The organism is Mycolicibacterium aubagnense (genome assembly GCF_010730955.1).
Taxonomy (GTDB): Bacteria; Actinomycetota; Actinomycetes; order Mycobacteriales; family Mycobacteriaceae; genus Mycobacterium; species Mycobacterium aubagnense.
In genome coordinates, this window is the sequence record NZ_AP022577.1 from 4,512,878 (window position 1) to 4,528,432 (window position 15,555).

The window sequence follows — 15,555 nt, forward strand, 5'->3', positions numbered from 1 at the left end:
GCATCACTTCGCGGTCGCGCGGGTGATCCTGTTGGCCAGCAGCGTCTGGAACGGCGCGCGGGACTTCGTGTTGTTCTCGTAGGTCAGCAGCGCCTCGAGGTCATCCACCTTGAGCTGGGGCAGGCGGGCCCGCAGCTGAGCCAGCGTCAGGTCGGCGTAGCCCAGATCGTCGACGATGGCCGGAGCCACAACCGCTCCGTTGGTGGCCGAACCGTTCGTCGCCGGCTTCGGTGCGTCGGCGGCACCGGTGCTGTACAGCGCGAAGCGGCCCTCGGTCAGGCGGGCGCCGTCAGGCTGTTCGGTGGGGGTGGCCGTGTCCGTGGGGGCCGCCGCGTCCAGCAGATCCTCGTCGAAGGTGGCCCACTCCGGCTGCTCGTCCTTCGGCGGGAACCACTGCTCGAGCGTCTCGTCGCCCTTGTTGACCAGTTCGGCCAGGTCTTGCTGCATCTTCATGACCAGCTGGGCGAACTGACTGGCCAGAGTCATCGGGTAGGTCAGGATGGTTTGGGGGAGCCGAATGGTCTCCTCGAGCGCGGTCGCAGCCGCGCCGACCAGCAGCCGGACTCCGTAGGGCGCAGTAGACATGCTTGCCAGAGTACGGCTGGCTGCGGCCGCGCGGTGGTCAGTACCCTTGAGCAGTACCCTCGACGTATGCCACCGACGATCAATATGGGCATTCCCGGCGCCACCGTTTCGGTCGCCGGAGCCGCGATGAGCAAAACCGGCAAGCGCGTGCTGCTCGCCGAGCCGCGCGGCTACTGCGCGGGCGTGGACCGCGCGGTCGAGACCGTCGAGCGGGCGCTGGAGAAGCACGGCGCCCCGGTGTACGTGCGGCACGAGATCGTGCACAACCGCTACGTGGTGGACACCCTGGCCAAGGCCGGGGCCGTGTTCGTCGAGCAGACCGATGAGGTGCCCGAGGGCGCCATCGTGGTGTTCTCGGCCCACGGCGTCGCGCCGACGGTGCACGAGGAAGCCGCCGCGCGCAATCTGCGAACCATCGACGCCACGTGTCCGCTGGTCACCAAGGTGCACAACGAGGCCAAGCGCTTCGCCCGCGACGACTACGACATCCTGCTGGTCGGCCACGAGGGCCACGAAGAGGTCGTCGGCACCGCGGGCGAGGCACCTGACCACGTGCAGGTCGTCGACAACCCGGATGCCGTCGACAAGGTGACGGTGCGTGATCCGAACAAGGTCATCTGGCTATCCCAGACCACCCTGTCCGTCGACGAGACCATGGAGACCGTGCGGCGGCTGCGGGAGAAGTTCCCCACGCTGCAGGACCCGCCCAGCGACGACATCTGCTACGCCACCCAGAACCGCCAGGTTGCGGTCAAGGCGATGGCCCCGGAATGCGAGCTGGTGATCGTCGTCGGCTCGCGCAACTCGTCGAACTCGGTGCGGCTGGTCGAGGTGGCGTTGAACGCCGGGTCGAACGCGGCGAAGCTGGTCGACTACGCCGAGGACATCGATCCGGCGTGGCTGGAGAACGTGACGACCGTCGGCGTGACCTCAGGTGCGTCGGTGCCCGAGATCTTGGTGCGCGGTGTGCTCGAGCGCCTCGCGGAATTCGGCTACGACACCGTCCAGCCCGTCACCACCGCCAACGAGACGCTGGTTTTCGCGCTGCCGCGCGAGATTCGCCCGGCCCGGCACTGACTTTCGCGCGCTTTTCCGAGCGTTGACGCGGCCGGCGTCAGTCCCAGCTCTGGGGCTGACGCGGCCGGCGCTCACGTGGTTCGGGCGCTGCGGCGTCGTCGTCTGCCCCGCGGTACCGCACTCGGGAAACCGGGTGGTGGGCGCCGCTGGGCGGTGCGCTCCGCGACGGACGCGCGGGGGACTGGTAGCGGTCGACGGGCTCGTACGGATCGTCGGCGTAGCGACGACGGCGCGGCTCGGACGCGGCCGGGCGCTGTGACGGGCGCTCGTAGCGATCCCGCTCCCGTGGCTCCCGGTAGTCGTACCGCTCCTGCGGCGGGGTGCGACGCGGTTCACGCGGGTCATTGGCCGGTCGCGGGCGACGACGGGGCTCGTCGGGAACGGCATACGGGTCGGTGTCGGCTGGGCGTGGGCGAGCGGGCCGAGGCCGCCGCATCTGACCCGGCACCGGATCGATCAGCTCGGTATCGCCGGCGTGCGCACGGGCACGTGCCGGACGCGGTGCGCGTTGCGGGTCGGCCGCGCTTCGGCGGGGCGCCTCCGCCGCCGAACGGCGCGACGGGGTCGCCCGGGTACGGCTGCTGCGGGGCGTCTGGCCGGTGGTCAGTTTGGTGAGCTTGGCCGACAGCGTTGCGGCGAGTCCGGCCAGTCCGGCGGGCGCGACGTCTTCGTCGTCGGCCTGGCGGCGGGTGCGGCGCGGCTTGGCCTCGGCGACTGCCTCGTCCTCGTCGTCGTCCTCGTAGGTCAGGAACTGCGGCAGGACGAACCAACGGACCAGCCCGAGGACGAGAACCGCCGCTGCGGTGAAGAACATCGTCGGAAAACGCTCGATCAGCGGATACCCGCAGTTGATCAGCAGGTCCTTGATGCCGGCGATCTTGTCGCTGTGGAACATGAAGTACGCGCCGGGCACCGCAACGAAAAGGATCAGCGGCGGCTGGATGACCGCGGTGAAAATGCCGGACCGTCGCACCGCGAGCACAGCGAGTACACAGCCGGCCACGTAGCAGAAAGTGAAGAACGCGCTGAGTTCTTTGTCACCGGTGCCGGCGTCGTACGCGAAGCCGATCGCGGTGGCTGTGACGGCCAGCACAATGGCTCCCCACCAGGGGATTCCCGGGATGCTGGGCAGCGCCGAGCGGCGATCGAGGGCGGCTTCGGGCCCGTGATGCTCTGCTGACACTCCTAGACCGTACCGGCAATTCCTGCCATAGCGCGGATAGGTGGGGTCTGCAACAGTGTGGCGCCCCCTAAACTGTCGAACTCGTGGGTCTGAACCTGGGAATCGTCGGTCTGCCGAACGTCGGAAAGTCGACGCTGTTCAACGCGTTGACACGTAATGACGTGCTCGCGGCTAATTATCCGTTCGCAACGATCGAACCCAACGAGGGCGTGGTGCCGCTGCCCGACCCACGGCTCGACAAGCTCGCCGAGATCTTCGGTTCCGAAAAGACCGTTCCGGCGCCGGTGACGTTCGTGGACATCGCGGGCATCGTGAAGGGCGCGTCCGAGGGCGCGGGCCTGGGCAACAAGTTCCTGGCCAACATTCGTGAGGCCGATGCCATCTGTCAGGTGGTGCGCGCCTTCGCCGACGACGACGTCGTGCACGTCGACGGCCGCGTCGACCCCAAGTCCGACATCGAGGTCATCGAGACCGAGCTGATCCTCGCCGACATGCAGACCCTCGAGAAGGCTCTGCCGCGGCTCGAGAAGGAAGCTCGCACCAACAAGGACCGCAAGCCGGTCCTCGAAGCCGTGGTGGCGGCTCAGGCGATCTTCGATGAGGGCAAGACGCTGTTCTCCACCGGCAAGGACTGGTCCATCCTGCGGGAACTGAACCTGATGACCGTCAAGCCGTTCCTCTACGTCTTCAACGCCGACGAGTCGGTGCTGACGGACGAGGCGCGCAAGGCTGAGCTGACCGCGATGGTCGCGCCGGCCGAAGCGGTGTTCCTGGACGCCAAGATCGAAGCCGAGCTGCTGGAGCTCGACGACGAGTCCGCCGCCGAGCTGCTGGAGTCCATCGGCCAGACCGAACGCGGCCTGGATGCGTTGGCGCGCGCCGGTTTCCGGACGCTGAAGCTGCAGACCTACCTGACCGCGGGGCCCAAGGAATCGCGGGCGTGGACCATCCACCAGGGCGACACCGCACCTCGCGCGGCGGGGGTCATCCACACCGACTTCGAGAAGGGCTTCATCAAGGCCGAGATCGTGGCCTTCGATGACCTCGTCGAAGCCGGGTCCATGGCCGCGGCCAAGGCCGCCGGCAAGGTCCGGATGGAAGGCAAGGACTACGTCATGGTTGACGGGGACGTCGTGGAGTTCCGCTTCAACGTTTAGGTCGGGGCAGTGCGCCACCTCCCGATGGCAGCCAGATTTGCCTAGTACATTGACGGCTGTGAGTGGGGATTGGCGGAGCGATCGAGTCGATGAGCTCCGGTCATTGATCAAACAAGCCGAACCCGATGTCGTCGAGGAGTCCAAGTGGCGCAAGCCGTCGAACCCTGACGGCGTGCCGACGTTTTCACTGGACGGCCTCATCTGCACGGTGGAGATGTACAAGGACAAGGTCAAGACGACCTTCGCCAAGGGCGCGTCCTTGAACGACCCAAATCATTTGTTCAACGCGAGTCTCGACGCGGGAGTCCGGCGTGCCATCGATCTGCGCGAAGGCGACGAACTGGACGCCGACGCGTTCAAAGCGTTGATTCACGAGGCAGTGAGAGCCAACCGCAATTAGCGCGCTGGGGCGATTGTTCCCGGGGCCCGACGTCGTCTGCCGGCGACGCCTTGCCCGCGGCGATGGCTCAGTTGATGATCTCGCCGCGGTTGTCGGCGTGAATCGCGGCCAGCCGGTCTCGCCACGTCTGGAGAGCCTCGGGTGTCAGTCGCGTCCAATCGGTGACCTCGCGGACGATCCGCAGTGGCTCGGTGCTGCGATAGGACCGGGTGGGGTTGCCGGGGAACTTCTTGTCGGTGACGTTGGGATCGTTCTCGAACTCGCCGGTCGGTTCCACCTCGTAGACCCGGGGCGCCCCGTCGCCGGCGGCGAGTTCAGCGGCCAGCCCTGCGCCGTCGCGCAAGGCGGTGAAGTAGATGTGGTTCATCACGATTTCGGGCCGGTAGTTGGACCGGAAACCGGCGGTGAGATGGTTTCCGACCTGAAGTTCGGCCTTGGTGCCGTGAAAGAAGGGCCCGTCGTCCAAAGGCTCTGCCATGCCGACAGGCTACAAACTGCGGCGTCATGCCGGCATGCGGTGGAGGTTCGCGCCAACCTCTGGCGAGTCTCAGTCGGCGAGTGCCAGGACTTCGTCGAAGCCCGCGACCAGGCAGTCGCGGAACTCGTCGAAATCCGGGATCGCTCCGGTGTCCACGTCGATGCCCAATGAGCAGGTATCGACGTAGGTCAGCAGCGTGACGTTGACGGCAGCACCGATTGTCGGCCCGAACGCGTACTGCGCCCGCACTTTCGCGCCGCCCAGATACACCGGTACCGGAATGCCGGGTACGTCGCTGGCGAGGAAGTCGACGTGGCGCAGGATCGACCCGATGTACCAGCGCGGCATCAGGTTGAGGACGCCCGCGATCAGTTGGGTGTAGGGGAGCGACTTCTCATGACGCACTTGTTGTGTGCGTTTGTTGATCGCGCTGATTCGCTCCGCGGGATCGGCTACTCCCACCGGCACGTCGAACCGCATCAGGGTGATCCGGTTGCCGCCCATGGGGTCGTCCTTTGTTCGCAGGCTCACCGGCATGGTCAGATGCAGATCGCCGACGTTGACACCGTGCTTGTTGTGGTAGTGGCGCAGTCCGCCGGCAATCCCGGCAACGAATGCGTCATTGAGTGCGCCGCCACCGCGATGGGCGGCCTCGTGTAACCGCGGTCTCGACACTTCCAACACCCCGAGGCGCCGGACGAGCGAGCGCTTCGTCATCAGTGGGGAACCGGTTCGGTTCACCGGTCGCACGGTGCGATACACCGACGCCACCATCTCGGTCGTCTCCGATGCTGTCTGGAGCGGACGGCGAATGCTGTTCAGCGCCAACGATGGTCCCGCCCGCAGCGCACCGCGGACGGCCGCGGACAACAGTCCCACGTCGTAGCCGATCGACGCCCGATAGCCCGGCAAGAGGTGTCGGCCCGGGATGTGGGGCTCGACAACCTCTTCACCGATCAGCCGCGGCTCCTCGCTGAGGTCGAACAGCGTCATCGCGATCTGCACGCCGCCCAAGCCGTCTGTCAACGAGTGGTGGAACTTGCACACCACCGCCGCACCGTTGTCGGCCAGGCCGTCGATGAACGTGACCTCCCACATCGGACGGGCGTGGTCGAACTCGTCCATGGCCGCGCGCCGCGCCATTTCCAAGACGACGTCGAGACTTCCCGGCTCAGGCGCGGATACCCGGGAGATGTGGAAGTCGAGGTCGAAGTCGCGGCAATGCACCCACCGCGGCGGTGCTGGCGGCACCGACTCGACCAGCCGTTTGCGCAACATCGGTAGCTTCGTGGCGATCAGCTGGAATCGCGAGCGCACGACGCCCCAGTCCGGTGCGTGCTCCAACAAGATCACCGTCACGACCGTCGATCGCAAGCGAGGATCGCTCTCCATCGCCCAGGTGAATGCGTCGCTGGCGCTCATGAATTCAGGCATCGTGGCCTCCACCACGAAGCTACGGCGCCAGCGATCCACGCCACAATGCCATCGGCGCCGGCGGTGACTTTGTCCCCTAGCAGTGAGGTCCATCGCCAGAGAGATGTCCATGTCCGGCGGAGTTCCGCTTCGAGTCGTCACTGGTTCAGCGCTGGTGACCGAGCTGACCTTGCCACCCGTCCGCGCGTGTGAGAACTTCGTAACAGAGCCTTAACGGAGGCTCCCGGACGATGGGTGCCGTACCCGGTGTGCGACAAGACGGCCCGGGAGAAACGTCATGGCGTGGGTAGTTCTTGTCATTTCCGGTGTCCTCGAAGCGGTGTGGGCAACAGCGATGGGCAAGTCCGAAGGGTTCACCAGACTGTCGCCGAGCATTGTGTTCGCCGTTGCGATTGTTGCCAGCATGGCCGGGCTGGCGTACGCCATGCGCGAGCTTCCGGTCGGCACCGCCTACGCGGTCTGGGTGGGTATCGGCGCCGTGCTCACCGTCGTCTACGCGATGGCGACCGGCGACGAGCCGACGTCACTGCTGAAGGTGGTTTTCCTGGTGACGATCGTCGGCGGCGTGGTGGGGCTCAAGCTCGTGCACTGAAAACCGCTCGACGGGATCATGTAGGCCGCAGGGACTTGATCGTCTTCATCGGGAACCGCGACGAGACGCGATGGATGCCGGGGATGGACAGCACCTTGCTCGTCAAGAACTGCTCGTAGGCCGCGAGGTCCGCGACCGCGACACGGCAGAGATAGTCCGGCGACCCGAACAGTCGATGGAGTTCGAGGACTTGGGGATACGCAGCCATCGTGTCTTCGAAGGACTCGATGCTCTTCATGTCGAAGTCCGTGATCTCGATGTCGAGGAGCACCTCGAAGCTCTGATGGGCGGCGGCGGGTGAGATCTGCGCCTGGTAGCCGACAATGACGCCGTCGGCTTCGAGTCGCTGCACCCGGCGCAGGCATGGCCCCGGCGTGAGCCCGACCCGTTCGGCCAGCGCGACGTTCGCGATCCGGCCGTCCTCGCGTAGGACGTCGATTATTGCTGAATCAAGTCGGTCCATAACCAATTATTGCCCGATACCGACCGGCCTAGCATTAAGTGGCAACCATATTCTGCGCTCAACTTGGGATCATTGTTGTCATGGCTACTCTGGCACCGACATCGCGAAGGGCGGAGGTTGCCGCTGGTGTGCGGGCGTCGCTGGCCGCCGGCCTGGGTATGTATCCGATCGGCCTCGCCTTCGGCTTGTTGGTGATCCAGGCGGGTTTGCCCTGGTGGGTCGCGCCGGCGCTGTCCATCGCGTGTTTCGCCGGCTCGTTGGAGCTACTGCTGATCGGCATGATCGCCGCCGCGACGCCGTTGGCCACCATCGCGCTGACCGCGTTCCTGGTGAACTTTCGCCACGTCTTCTACGCGTTCACCTTCCCGCTGCACGTGGTGCGGAACCGATTCGCGCGTGCCTATTCGGTCTACACGCTGGTCGACGAGGCGTACGCGGTGACGGCCGCCAACCCGCGCGGCTGGACGTCGTGGCGCCTGGTCTCGATGCAGGCCGCGTTCCAGTTCTATTGGGTAGGTGGCGGTTTGACGGGAGTCTTGGTCGGCTCCCTGCTGCCCGCGCGTATCGAAGGGCTCGAGTTCGCGTTGTGCGCACTGTTCGTCACGTTGACGCTCGACGCGTGCCGATCCCGCGACGGCGTGCCGTCACTCCTGCTCGCCGCCCTCAGCTTCTCGATCGCGATGGTGGTTGCGCCGCACGCGGCGTTGTTCGTCGGGTTGCTGCTGTTCATCGCGACGCTCGTTGCGCGCTATCTGGTGGTGCGGGGACGCGATGCTTGACCTGAAGTACCTGGCGGCCGTGCTGGCGACCGTCTTCGTCATCAATCTGGCCCTGCGTGCGGTGCCGTTCGCGATCCTTCAGCCACTGCGAAAGTCCCGTTTCGTCAACATCATGGCCACGTGGATGCCGGTTGGCATCGTGGTGATTCTCGCGGCGAGCACCTTCCGCTCGGTCGCGGGCGACGGCAGCCGCTTGGCATACGCAGCGTTCGCGGTGGCGCTCACCGTGGGCGTCCACCTGCTCGGCGGGCGGCGGACTCTCCTCAGTGTCGGAGCCGGAACCCTGGCCTACGTGTTGCTCGTGAACGCGCTCTGACGACAGCCGATTTGTCGATCCCGCGCTCGTCGCGGCGCGGGGCCCGGCGAGGTTGTCGGTGCCTGCCGATAACGTGCCGGCCATGAAGCTTGTCTCCACCCGCATCATCACCGCCGACGTGCCGAGCCTGGTCGGTTTCTACGAACTGGTCACCGGCGCCGAGGCGGTCTGGGCCAACGAACTGTTCGCGGAAATCCCTACGCCGGTAGGCACTTTGGCCATCGGCAGCGACAAAACCGTCCCGTTGTTCGGGGCGGGCTCCGCGGAGCCGGCGGCGAACCGAAGTGCCATCATCGAGTTCATCGTGACCGACGTGGATGCTGAATACGAACGGCTGCGCGGCCGGCTCGACGAGGTCGTCACCGAGCCGACCACGATGCCCTGGGGAAACCGCGCGCTGATGTTCCGTGATCCCGACGGCAACCTGGTCAACCTCTTCACTCCGGTGAGTGATGAAGCCAGAGTGAAATTCGGGGTGTAGCTGCCGGGTCGCCGCATGGGCCGTTCGTGGCAGCGTCAGTCGACGGAACTGATGCTCGCGTTGCAGATCGGCAGGTCGATGCCCAGCGGGTGCGACGTGAAATCGTTGGGCGGGGTGACCACCAGCTGACCCCATCGGGCGCACGTGTTGCCCGTGGCCGTGTCCACCGCGGACGTCGACACGTCAGCGGTGGCCACGTCGCCGGGTTGCAGGGTCAGCCGATGTGCCGCGTTGGCCGGCCGTCGTGGCACGTTGATCAGGACGCCGCCGGCCGGTGTCACCAGGTCCGCGCCGGGGTAACCGACCATGGTGCAACCGCGTGATGAGGTGTTGCGGAACGACACCACGACCCGGCGCTGAGTATTGGCCGTTTGCAGCGGCCCGTTCGTGACTTCGAGGTCATTGTCCTTGCAGGGCCCGAGTTCTGGTGCTGCCGCGGGTGTTTGGCCGGCCGGTACCGTCACCGTTCCGGTTATGGGGGGCGCGACCGACGTCGCCGTGACAGGAGATGCGCTGGTCGTCTGAGGAGCGGTCACGGTCACCGTCGATGCTGCCGGCGCCGAGTGCTGAGTCGAGCAGCCCGCGGCGAGCGCGGCCGTCAGCGCGCACAGTGACCACGCCGGCACCTTCATGAGCATTCCTTCGTCGTCCCCGCCAGATGGTGCGTTCAGTATCCGACGAACGCACCCCGCGGCGGGGTGATTACGCGATCCCGAGCGCCGCAGCGGTCAGGTGCCAGAGCCGTTCGGCAGCGAGATCCGGGTCCGGGCGCGGCGTCGCCCTGAGTTGCTGGGCGATGCTGTGCCGCAGGCCGCCGATGACGAACGCGCCGGCGCTGGCGGGGTCGATGTCGCCGGGCAGCTGGCCGAGTTCTTGGCCGTGGCGGATGTTGCCGGCCGCAGCCTCGCTCATGGTCTGGAGATGGACTGCTTCGAGTTCGGCGAGTTCCGGGTCCAGCGTGGCGCGGCCGAGCAGGATGGGCGCCAGCTCATCGTCGAAGTGATAGACGACGAAACGCCGGGTGCGCTCGCGTTCGCGGACGCCCCAGTCGGCGTCGGCGGGCAGGTGTGCGTCGGCGATCGCGGTGCGCAGCCCGTGGTAGAACTCGTCGTACACCGCCGCGAGCAGCCCGCTTTTGGAACCGAAATGGTGATAGAGGGCGCCGGTGCTCAGCTGCGCCCGGCGGGTGAGCGCGCTCAGTTCGAGCACCCCGTTGCCGCGCACCAACTCGTGGCGGGCCGCGGTCAGAAGTTGTTGACGTCCGATCGGTGCTCGTGCCATAGTCCAAAACATAACAGAACTCAGTTATGTTTCGGTGGGAGTGGGCAATGAGCGCTGAAGTGTCATCGCTGGCGGACTTGAGCGGCGATCTGGCCGGTACGTATCGCCGCACCGCGAGCAGCGGCGCGGCCGTCGACCCCGCGATCGTGGATGCCGACCTCGCCGCGTTGGCGCGCGACGGCTACGTGATCCTGCCGGACCTGCTGAGCGGCGCGCAGCTCGACGAGATCCGGGAAGCCGTCGCTCCGTTGTTGAACCTGCACGGCCGCAACGGATTTGAGGGTCGTCTCACCCAGCGGATCTACAGCGTGCTCAACAAGACCGCGGCGTGCGACGTCATCGCCGACCATCCGCGGGTGCTGGCGCTGCTGGACCGGATGTTCCTGCCGAACTACCTGCTATCGATGCTCCAGGTGATCAACATCCTGCCGGGCGAACAGGCGCAGATGCTGCACACCGACGACGGTTTCTACCCGTTGCCGCGGCCACGCGCTGCGCTGGGCGCGGCGACCATCTGGGCCATCGACGATTTCACCGCCGACAACGGTGCCACCGACGTCGTCCCCGGTAGCCACCGCTGGGGCGACCAGCTGCCCGGCGCCGCGGCGCGGAAACCCGTTGTGATGTCGGCAGGTTCGTGCGTGTTCTTCCCGGGCACGCTGTGGCACGGCGGCGGCGCGAACCGGACTCAGCACCCGCGCCTGGCCGTCACTGCCCAGTATTGCGAGCCGTGGCTTCGGCCGCAGGAGGCGTTCACCCTGTCGATGACCAAGGACACCGTGCGCCGGGTATCGGAAGACATCCGGCGGATGCTCGGCTACAGCATCCACCCGCCCTTCATCGGGCAAGTCGACGGCATGCATCCCAAGCGGCTGCTTTAGCGGCGTGCTCCAGCGTGAGCTTGTGTGCGCAGTATCAGCCGAATCTCGAACACAAGCTCTGTTCGACGGAATCAGTACGGCACGTCGGTGGCGCCGGCGGTCGTGTCCTTCTCGTCGTGATTCGACTCGTGGAAGCCGAAGCTGCCCGGACCGGGACCCTGCCCTGGAGCCTCGAATTCGTCGCCGCCGTAGGGCACATCGGGGTCCGGCTGGGCGCCGGCCAGCGGGGCCAGGCTGACCGCCCCGCCGATCGCGGCTGCGGCAATCCATGCTGCAACGAGCGCGCTTTTCATTCGCATGACGCCTCCTGTGGGCTTACCCGTAACCGGGAATTTGTCCACGAATGCTAGTCGCGACACGACTCAATTGACGCCGATTGAAATTATTCGCCGGGTTTCCGTACCCGCAGGTCAGGCGAGGACTTCGATCTCGTTGCCCAGTTGATATCCCGGCGTCAACGACAACGAATCGCCACTCCAGAACGACCCCGGATCGAAGTAGTTCTCGCGCTTCTCGGTGACCAGCAGTCCCATCTCCTCATAGGTGATGGCCACCGTCTCCGCGCAGTACGCGGTCTCGAGCCCGGCTGACCGTCGGCGGTTCTTGGCCCGCTCGGCGGTTTCGCGAACCTTGCGATGTACCAACGGAATTCCGCGCGTGTAGTCGCTGACCACCGGCGCCCGCCCGCGGAACCAACGCCCCGTCAACCGCATCGTGGTGGGAAACGCGGTGCCGTCCATGCGCGCCACCACCTTCAATGCCAGGTCTTCCTGCTCGCGGGTGGCATCCGGCGTCAGCTGGCGCAGCCAGCACCGCTGCCCGTACACGTACACCCATCGTTCGACAGCGGCGCGCAGGTCGTTGAGTTGCACGCCGCGGTGGTGGCTGCCGCTCCACAGGCATTCCAGTTTGTCGCCGAGTTCGGCGTGCCAGATCAGCGGCGGCAGGTCGTCGATGGCGACCGTCATCCCGACGTGGTTCACGGGAGCGTTGGTGAGCGCCTGGATGGCGCGGTCGGGCTTGGACGCCCCACGGAACAACCAGATGTCGCCGGTCCGGGTCTCGGCCAGCGCCCGCTCCAATGTCACCGCGTTACCAGTCATCTGGGCAGCTTAAACAGTCCCCGTCGCTTCGCCCGCCCTGGAAAGGCAGAATCGGCGCATGCGTGGTGTATGGAAGTGGATCGGTATGGCGGGTGTCGCCGGCGTCGTCGCCGGTGGGGTGTTGGTCGCGCGCGACCAGCGCAAGCGCAACTCCTACACCGCCGACGATATCCGCGCGCGGTTGCATCAGCGGCTGGCCGAATCCGGCGGCCAGTCCACCGCATAGAGCCGGTGGTCTCCGGCGAAGCCCTTGAGCTCTGCGGCGCGGCCGTCGTCGAACGCGATGTCCGCGCAGGATGCCATGCCCGACAACGCATCTCGCACGGCTTTGCTCACCAGGATCTCGCCGCCGTCGGCCTGGCTGGCGACCCGGGCCGCCATGGCGACGTTGCGACCGAACAGGTCGTCACCGCGGCGCACCGACTTACCGGTGTGGATGCCGATGCGGACCCGAATGCCGTTCGGAGCCTTGGCCAATTGCTGCTGCATGTCGACGCTGCAGCGCACCGCCTGCTCGGGTTCGGCGAAAGCGATCATGAAACCGTCGCCCTGGCTCTTCACGACGTACCCCAACTGCTTCTTGACGCACCGGCTGACCAACTTGTCGTGGTGATCGATCAGCCGCACCCAGGCCCGGTCGCCCATCCGCTCGTTGAGGGCCGTGGATCCCTCGATATCTGAGAACACGATGGCCACCCGCCCGGTCGGCGCCAACTTGGCCAGGTCCGGCCGCTCCACCTCGGCCCAGCCGGCCAGCTCCTCGATCGAGGAGCGCATGGCGCCGCCGAAACCCTCTTTGTTGATGAGGTTGGCGGTCTGCCACATCGTCTTGACGGCGGCCTTGCCGCTTGCCAGCAGCAAGTTGGTCCGCGGCTCGGCGGGCGCGCGCAACGCCTCGATCTCCCGGCGGGCAGCCCGCAGTCGGGAACGCGTCACCCGCAACGCAATGGCCTCGGCGACCACGGCCACAGCGAGGACGCAGATGGCGACCAGCTCTACCGTCACCGGTCAAGTATCGAGGCGACGGCCCGTGATCGGGTCATTGACGGACGAACTGCACGACCGCGTCGGTGAACGCGTCGTTGTCGTCACCGGCGGCGGTGTGTCCGGCCTCGGACAGTTCGACGAACCGCGCGCCTGGCACCTTCTGCAGGAAGTCCTGCACGCCTTCGGTGCTGACCACGTCCGACAGCTTGCCGCGGATCAGCAGGATCGGGATTTCGAGGTTGATCGCGGCGTGCTCGAGCATCTCGGCGCGCTCGAACGGGTCGTCGCCCGGAGCGGTGAGGAACGCCGGGTCCCAGTGCCAGAACCACTTGCCGTCGCGCAGCCGCAGGTTCTTCTTGAGCCCTTCGACGCTGCGCGGCCGGGCGCGGTGCGGCAGGTACGCCGCGACGGCGTCGGCGGCATCTTCGAGCGAGGTGAAGCCGTCGATACCGCTGAACATGAAGTCGCGGATGCGTGCGCTGCCGCTCTTCTCGAATCGCGGCACCACGTCGACCAGCACCAGCTTGGTGACCAGCTCGGGGCCGGCCTCGTGAGCGACCGGCAGGCTGGTCAGGCCGCCCATGCTGGCGCCGATCAGCGCCACCGGCCGGCCGATCTGATAGATCACCTGCAGGGTGTCGCCGGTGAGCGTCTCGAGCGAGTAGTTCGCGGTGGGGGAGCGGTCGCTGTCACCGTGGCCCCGGCTGTCCAGCGCGACGACGTGGAAACCGGCGTCCGCGAGAATTTGACCGGTGTTCTTCCACGAGAACCGGTTCTGGCCACCGCCGTGCAACATGAGGATTGTGGGCTTGTCCTGAGCGATTTCAGCGTCGCGGTTCCATTCGTCGGCGGCCAGGGCCAGCTCATCGATACCGCGGAATCGCACCGTCTGTGGATTGCTGCCGCCATCGGCCGGGGAAGTGCGTTCGTCGGTGCTCACTGGAATCCTCTCGTCACTTCACCTGCACGTTACCGAGCTGTGCTAACTGAACCGAACATGACCCTCGTCACGCCGCGGTCTCTAGACTCGGCCGAGGTGTCGCCGCCCAAGCCGGGCGTGCGGCGAGAGGAAGGCATATGGCTGACGAGCACGGGCGGCACAGAAGCCCCGACGAGGTGGACGACGAAGAGGCGAGCGTCGAGGATGCGACGCCGGATGCCGACGACGCCAACCCGGCCGTTTCCGACGATGAAGCCCTCGCCTTCCTGAAACAGGCTGCGCCGAAACGGGATAGCCGCGTCATCGTGGCGTTGATCGTCGGCGTTGTGGTGGTGGCTGCGCTGGGCGCGCTGGTGACCTGGCTGGGACAGCGCGAGCTGCAGGTGCGTCGCGACGACGCCCTGCGGCAGATGTATCTGACCGCCGGGAAGCAATCCGCGGTAAATCTCACGACCATCGACTACCGGCACGTCGACGACGACATCAAGCGGGCGCTGGACACCTCGACCGGGGCCTATTTCGACGACTTCACACAGCGCTCGGCGGCCGTCGTGGACTCGGTGAAACAGCAGCAGTCGGTGTCGGTCGGCACGGTCACCGAGGCCGGCGTGGAGTCGGTGAACGAGACCAGTGGCGTGGTGCTGGTTGCGGTGAAGGTGCACACCGAAGTCGGTGATGGAGCGCCGCAGCAGGACCGCTACTGGCGCGTGCGGCTGACGATGCAGAAGGTGGGCGAGGGCGCCAAGGTGTCGAACGTGGAGCCGATCCAATGAGCAAGCACGGGCTGGATGAACCCGACGAGTCGGCTGAGCCGGAACTCGAGGCGACCGAGGCTGAGCCGGAGCTCGATGCGGCCGAGCTCGAGACCGAACGGGCGGCCAATGATGCTGTGCCGCAAGTGAAGCCGCAGAAACCTCGGGTCGAGTGGGCGCGGATGACGGCGTACCGGGTCCTGCCGGTGCTGGCGCTGGTGCTCGCGGCCGCCGCGGGCGGCCTGTGGTACCTCACCGCCAGTCGCAGCAATGAGGCCGACCAGGCTGCGGTGATCAAGGTGGCCAGCGATGGCACGGTCGCTCTGCTGTCGTACGAGCCCGACACGGTCCGCCGGCAGCTCACCGACGCACGCAAGTTACTCACCACGCCGTTCTTGGACGAGTACACGACGCTGACCAAGTCGGTGATCCCCGGTGCCGAACAGCGCCACATCTCCGCGGCGACGTCGGTGCCGGCCGCGGCCGCGGTGTCGGTCGAGAAGAACCATGCCGTCGTGCTGGTGTTCGTCAACCAGACGGTCCGTGTCGGTGACCAGCCGCCGACCAGTACCCCGACCAGCGCACGGGTGACCCTCGAACGACTGGGGGGTCGGTGGCTGATCGCCAAGTTCGAACCCGTGTGATGGTCGTGATTTGTGCACGATT

22 protein-coding genes and 1 riboswitch are annotated in these 15,555 nt (G+C 66.5%); of the genes, 11 read left to right on the forward strand and 11 right to left on the reverse strand.

Annotation, left to right across the window (positions count from 1 at the left end):
- Positions 1-3: 3 nt before the first annotated feature.
- Positions 4-585, reverse strand: a complete 582-nt coding sequence (locus tag G6N59_RS21620) for a lipid droplet-associated protein (protein ID WP_138228879.1) — start codon at positions 583-585, stop codon at positions 4-6.
- A 66-nt stretch (positions 586-651) separates the two neighbouring features.
- Here G6N59_RS21620 and G6N59_RS21625 point away from each other — a divergent pair, with 66 nt between their 5' ends.
- Complete coding sequence (locus G6N59_RS21625) at positions 652-1,662, forward strand: 4-hydroxy-3-methylbut-2-enyl diphosphate reductase (protein ID WP_138228880.1); 1,011 nt, start codon at positions 652-654, stop codon at positions 1,660-1,662.
- A gap of 37 nt (positions 1,663-1,699) precedes the next feature.
- Here G6N59_RS21625 and G6N59_RS21630 read toward each other — a convergent pair whose 3' ends face one another.
- Positions 1,700-2,845: a DUF6542 domain-containing protein gene (locus G6N59_RS21630; protein ID WP_138228881.1), complete on the reverse strand. Its 1,146-nt coding sequence runs from the start codon at positions 2,843-2,845 to the stop codon at positions 1,700-1,702.
- A gap of 83 nt (positions 2,846-2,928) precedes the next feature.
- Here G6N59_RS21630 and ychF point away from each other — a divergent pair, with 83 nt between their 5' ends.
- Both ychF and G6N59_RS21640 read left to right on the forward strand, forming a co-directional pair.
- Positions 2,929-4,002 carry a redox-regulated ATPase YchF gene (ychF, locus tag G6N59_RS21635; protein WP_138228882.1) on the forward strand — a complete coding sequence of 358 codons (1,074 nt, stop codon included), beginning with the start codon at positions 2,929-2,931 and terminating at the stop codon, positions 4,000-4,002.
- A gap of 58 nt (positions 4,003-4,060) precedes the next feature.
- Positions 4,061-4,402, forward strand: coding sequence for a DUF1801 domain-containing protein (locus G6N59_RS21640; RefSeq protein WP_138228883.1), 342 nt, complete (start codon positions 4,061-4,063; stop codon positions 4,400-4,402).
- A gap of 67 nt (positions 4,403-4,469) precedes the next feature.
- Here the strand turns inward: G6N59_RS21640 and arr are convergent, their stop codons facing one another.
- Positions 4,470-4,880 carry an NAD(+)--rifampin ADP-ribosyltransferase gene (gene arr, locus G6N59_RS21645; RefSeq protein WP_138228884.1) on the reverse strand — a complete coding sequence of 137 codons (411 nt, stop codon included), beginning with the start codon at positions 4,878-4,880 and terminating at the stop codon, positions 4,470-4,472.
- 69 nt (positions 4,881-4,949) lie between these two features.
- On the reverse strand, positions 4,950-6,314 hold the full coding sequence (locus tag G6N59_RS21650; RefSeq protein ID WP_138228885.1) for a wax ester/triacylglycerol synthase domain-containing protein: 1,365 nt from the start codon (positions 6,312-6,314) through the stop codon (positions 4,950-4,952).
- 202 nt (positions 6,315-6,516) lie between these two features.
- A riboswitch (guanidine-III (ykkC-III) riboswitch) is annotated at positions 6,517-6,582 on the forward strand.
- Between the two features lie 9 nt (positions 6,583-6,591).
- Here G6N59_RS21650 and G6N59_RS21655 point away from each other — a divergent pair.
- Entirely contained in the window at positions 6,592-6,906 is a 315-nt protein-coding gene (locus G6N59_RS21655; RefSeq protein ID WP_138228886.1) for a DMT family transporter, read from the forward strand.
- Between the two features lie 16 nt (positions 6,907-6,922).
- Here G6N59_RS21655 and G6N59_RS21660 read toward each other — a convergent pair whose 3' ends face one another.
- Positions 6,923-7,369, reverse strand: coding sequence for an Lrp/AsnC family transcriptional regulator (locus tag G6N59_RS21660; protein ID WP_138228887.1), 447 nt, complete (start codon positions 7,367-7,369; stop codon positions 6,923-6,925).
- 80 nt (positions 7,370-7,449) lie between these two features.
- Between G6N59_RS21660 and G6N59_RS21665 the strand changes: the two genes are divergently transcribed.
- The 3 genes from G6N59_RS21665 to G6N59_RS21675 all read left to right on the forward strand — a co-directional run bounded on the left by G6N59_RS21665 (position 7,450) and on the right by G6N59_RS21675 (position 8,945).
- Entirely contained in the window at positions 7,450-8,148 is a 699-nt protein-coding gene (locus G6N59_RS21665) for an AzlC family ABC transporter permease (protein ID WP_138228888.1), read from the forward strand.
- Positions 8,141-8,464, forward strand: coding sequence for a branched-chain amino acid transport AzlD family protein (locus tag G6N59_RS21670; protein ID WP_138228889.1), 324 nt, complete (start codon positions 8,141-8,143; stop codon positions 8,462-8,464). Before G6N59_RS21665 ends, G6N59_RS21670 begins: the two co-directional genes overlap by 8 nt.
- Positions 8,465-8,546: 82 nt before the next feature.
- Complete coding sequence (locus tag G6N59_RS21675) at positions 8,547-8,945, forward strand: VOC family protein (RefSeq protein WP_138228890.1); 399 nt, start codon at positions 8,547-8,549, stop codon at positions 8,943-8,945.
- A 35-nt stretch (positions 8,946-8,980) separates the two neighbouring features.
- Here the strand turns inward: G6N59_RS21675 and G6N59_RS21680 are convergent, their stop codons facing one another.
- Together G6N59_RS21680 and G6N59_RS21685 are read right to left on the reverse strand one after the other, a co-directional pair.
- Positions 8,981-9,577, reverse strand: a complete 597-nt coding sequence (locus G6N59_RS21680) for a DUF4232 domain-containing protein (protein WP_163911566.1) — start codon at positions 9,575-9,577, stop codon at positions 8,981-8,983.
- A gap of 70 nt (positions 9,578-9,647) precedes the next feature.
- Positions 9,648-10,226: a TetR/AcrR family transcriptional regulator gene (locus tag G6N59_RS21685; RefSeq protein WP_138228892.1), complete on the reverse strand. Its 579-nt coding sequence runs from the start codon at positions 10,224-10,226 to the stop codon at positions 9,648-9,650.
- 47 nt (positions 10,227-10,273) lie between these two features.
- Here G6N59_RS21685 and G6N59_RS21690 point away from each other — a divergent pair, with 47 nt between their 5' ends.
- On the forward strand, positions 10,274-11,107 hold the full coding sequence (locus tag G6N59_RS21690; protein WP_138228893.1) for a phytanoyl-CoA dioxygenase family protein: 834 nt from the start codon (positions 10,274-10,276) through the stop codon (positions 11,105-11,107).
- Between the two features lie 71 nt (positions 11,108-11,178).
- Here the strand turns inward: G6N59_RS21690 and G6N59_RS21695 are convergent, their stop codons facing one another.
- Together G6N59_RS21695 and G6N59_RS21700 are read right to left on the reverse strand one after the other, a co-directional pair.
- On the reverse strand, positions 11,179-11,406 hold the full coding sequence (locus G6N59_RS21695) for a hypothetical protein (protein ID WP_170212350.1): 228 nt from the start codon (positions 11,404-11,406) through the stop codon (positions 11,179-11,181).
- 111 nt (positions 11,407-11,517) lie between these two features.
- Positions 11,518-12,210 (reverse strand): guanylate cyclase, encoded by a 693-nt coding sequence (locus tag G6N59_RS21700; RefSeq protein WP_163911569.1) that lies wholly within the window; start codon positions 12,208-12,210, stop codon positions 11,518-11,520.
- Between the two features lie 58 nt (positions 12,211-12,268).
- Here G6N59_RS21700 and G6N59_RS30610 point away from each other — a divergent pair, with 58 nt between their 5' ends.
- Positions 12,269-12,436 carry a hypothetical protein gene (locus G6N59_RS30610; protein WP_170212351.1) on the forward strand — a complete coding sequence of 56 codons (168 nt, stop codon included), beginning with the start codon at positions 12,269-12,271 and terminating at the stop codon, positions 12,434-12,436.
- Here G6N59_RS30610 and G6N59_RS21705 read toward each other — a convergent pair.
- On the reverse strand, positions 12,397-13,215 hold the full coding sequence (locus G6N59_RS21705; RefSeq protein ID WP_138228894.1) for an adenylate/guanylate cyclase domain-containing protein: 819 nt from the start codon (positions 13,213-13,215) through the stop codon (positions 12,397-12,399). The two genes, G6N59_RS30610 and G6N59_RS21705, sit on opposite strands and share 40 nt — an antisense overlap.
- 34 nt (positions 13,216-13,249) lie before the next feature.
- On the reverse strand, positions 13,250-14,137 hold the full coding sequence (locus tag G6N59_RS21710; protein ID WP_138228895.1) for an alpha/beta fold hydrolase: 888 nt from the start codon (positions 14,135-14,137) through the stop codon (positions 13,250-13,252).
- 137 nt (positions 14,138-14,274) lie between these two features.
- Between G6N59_RS21710 and G6N59_RS21715 the strand changes: the two genes are divergently transcribed.
- Complete coding sequence (locus G6N59_RS21715) at positions 14,275-14,910, forward strand: Rv1363c family protein (RefSeq protein ID WP_138228896.1); 636 nt, start codon at positions 14,275-14,277, stop codon at positions 14,908-14,910.
- Positions 14,907-15,533 (forward strand): hypothetical protein, encoded by a 627-nt coding sequence (locus tag G6N59_RS21720; protein ID WP_138228897.1) that lies wholly within the window; start codon positions 14,907-14,909, stop codon positions 15,531-15,533. The genes G6N59_RS21715 and G6N59_RS21720 overlap by 4 nt, the downstream gene beginning before the upstream one ends.
- The last annotated feature ends 22 nt before the right edge of the window (positions 15,534-15,555 follow it).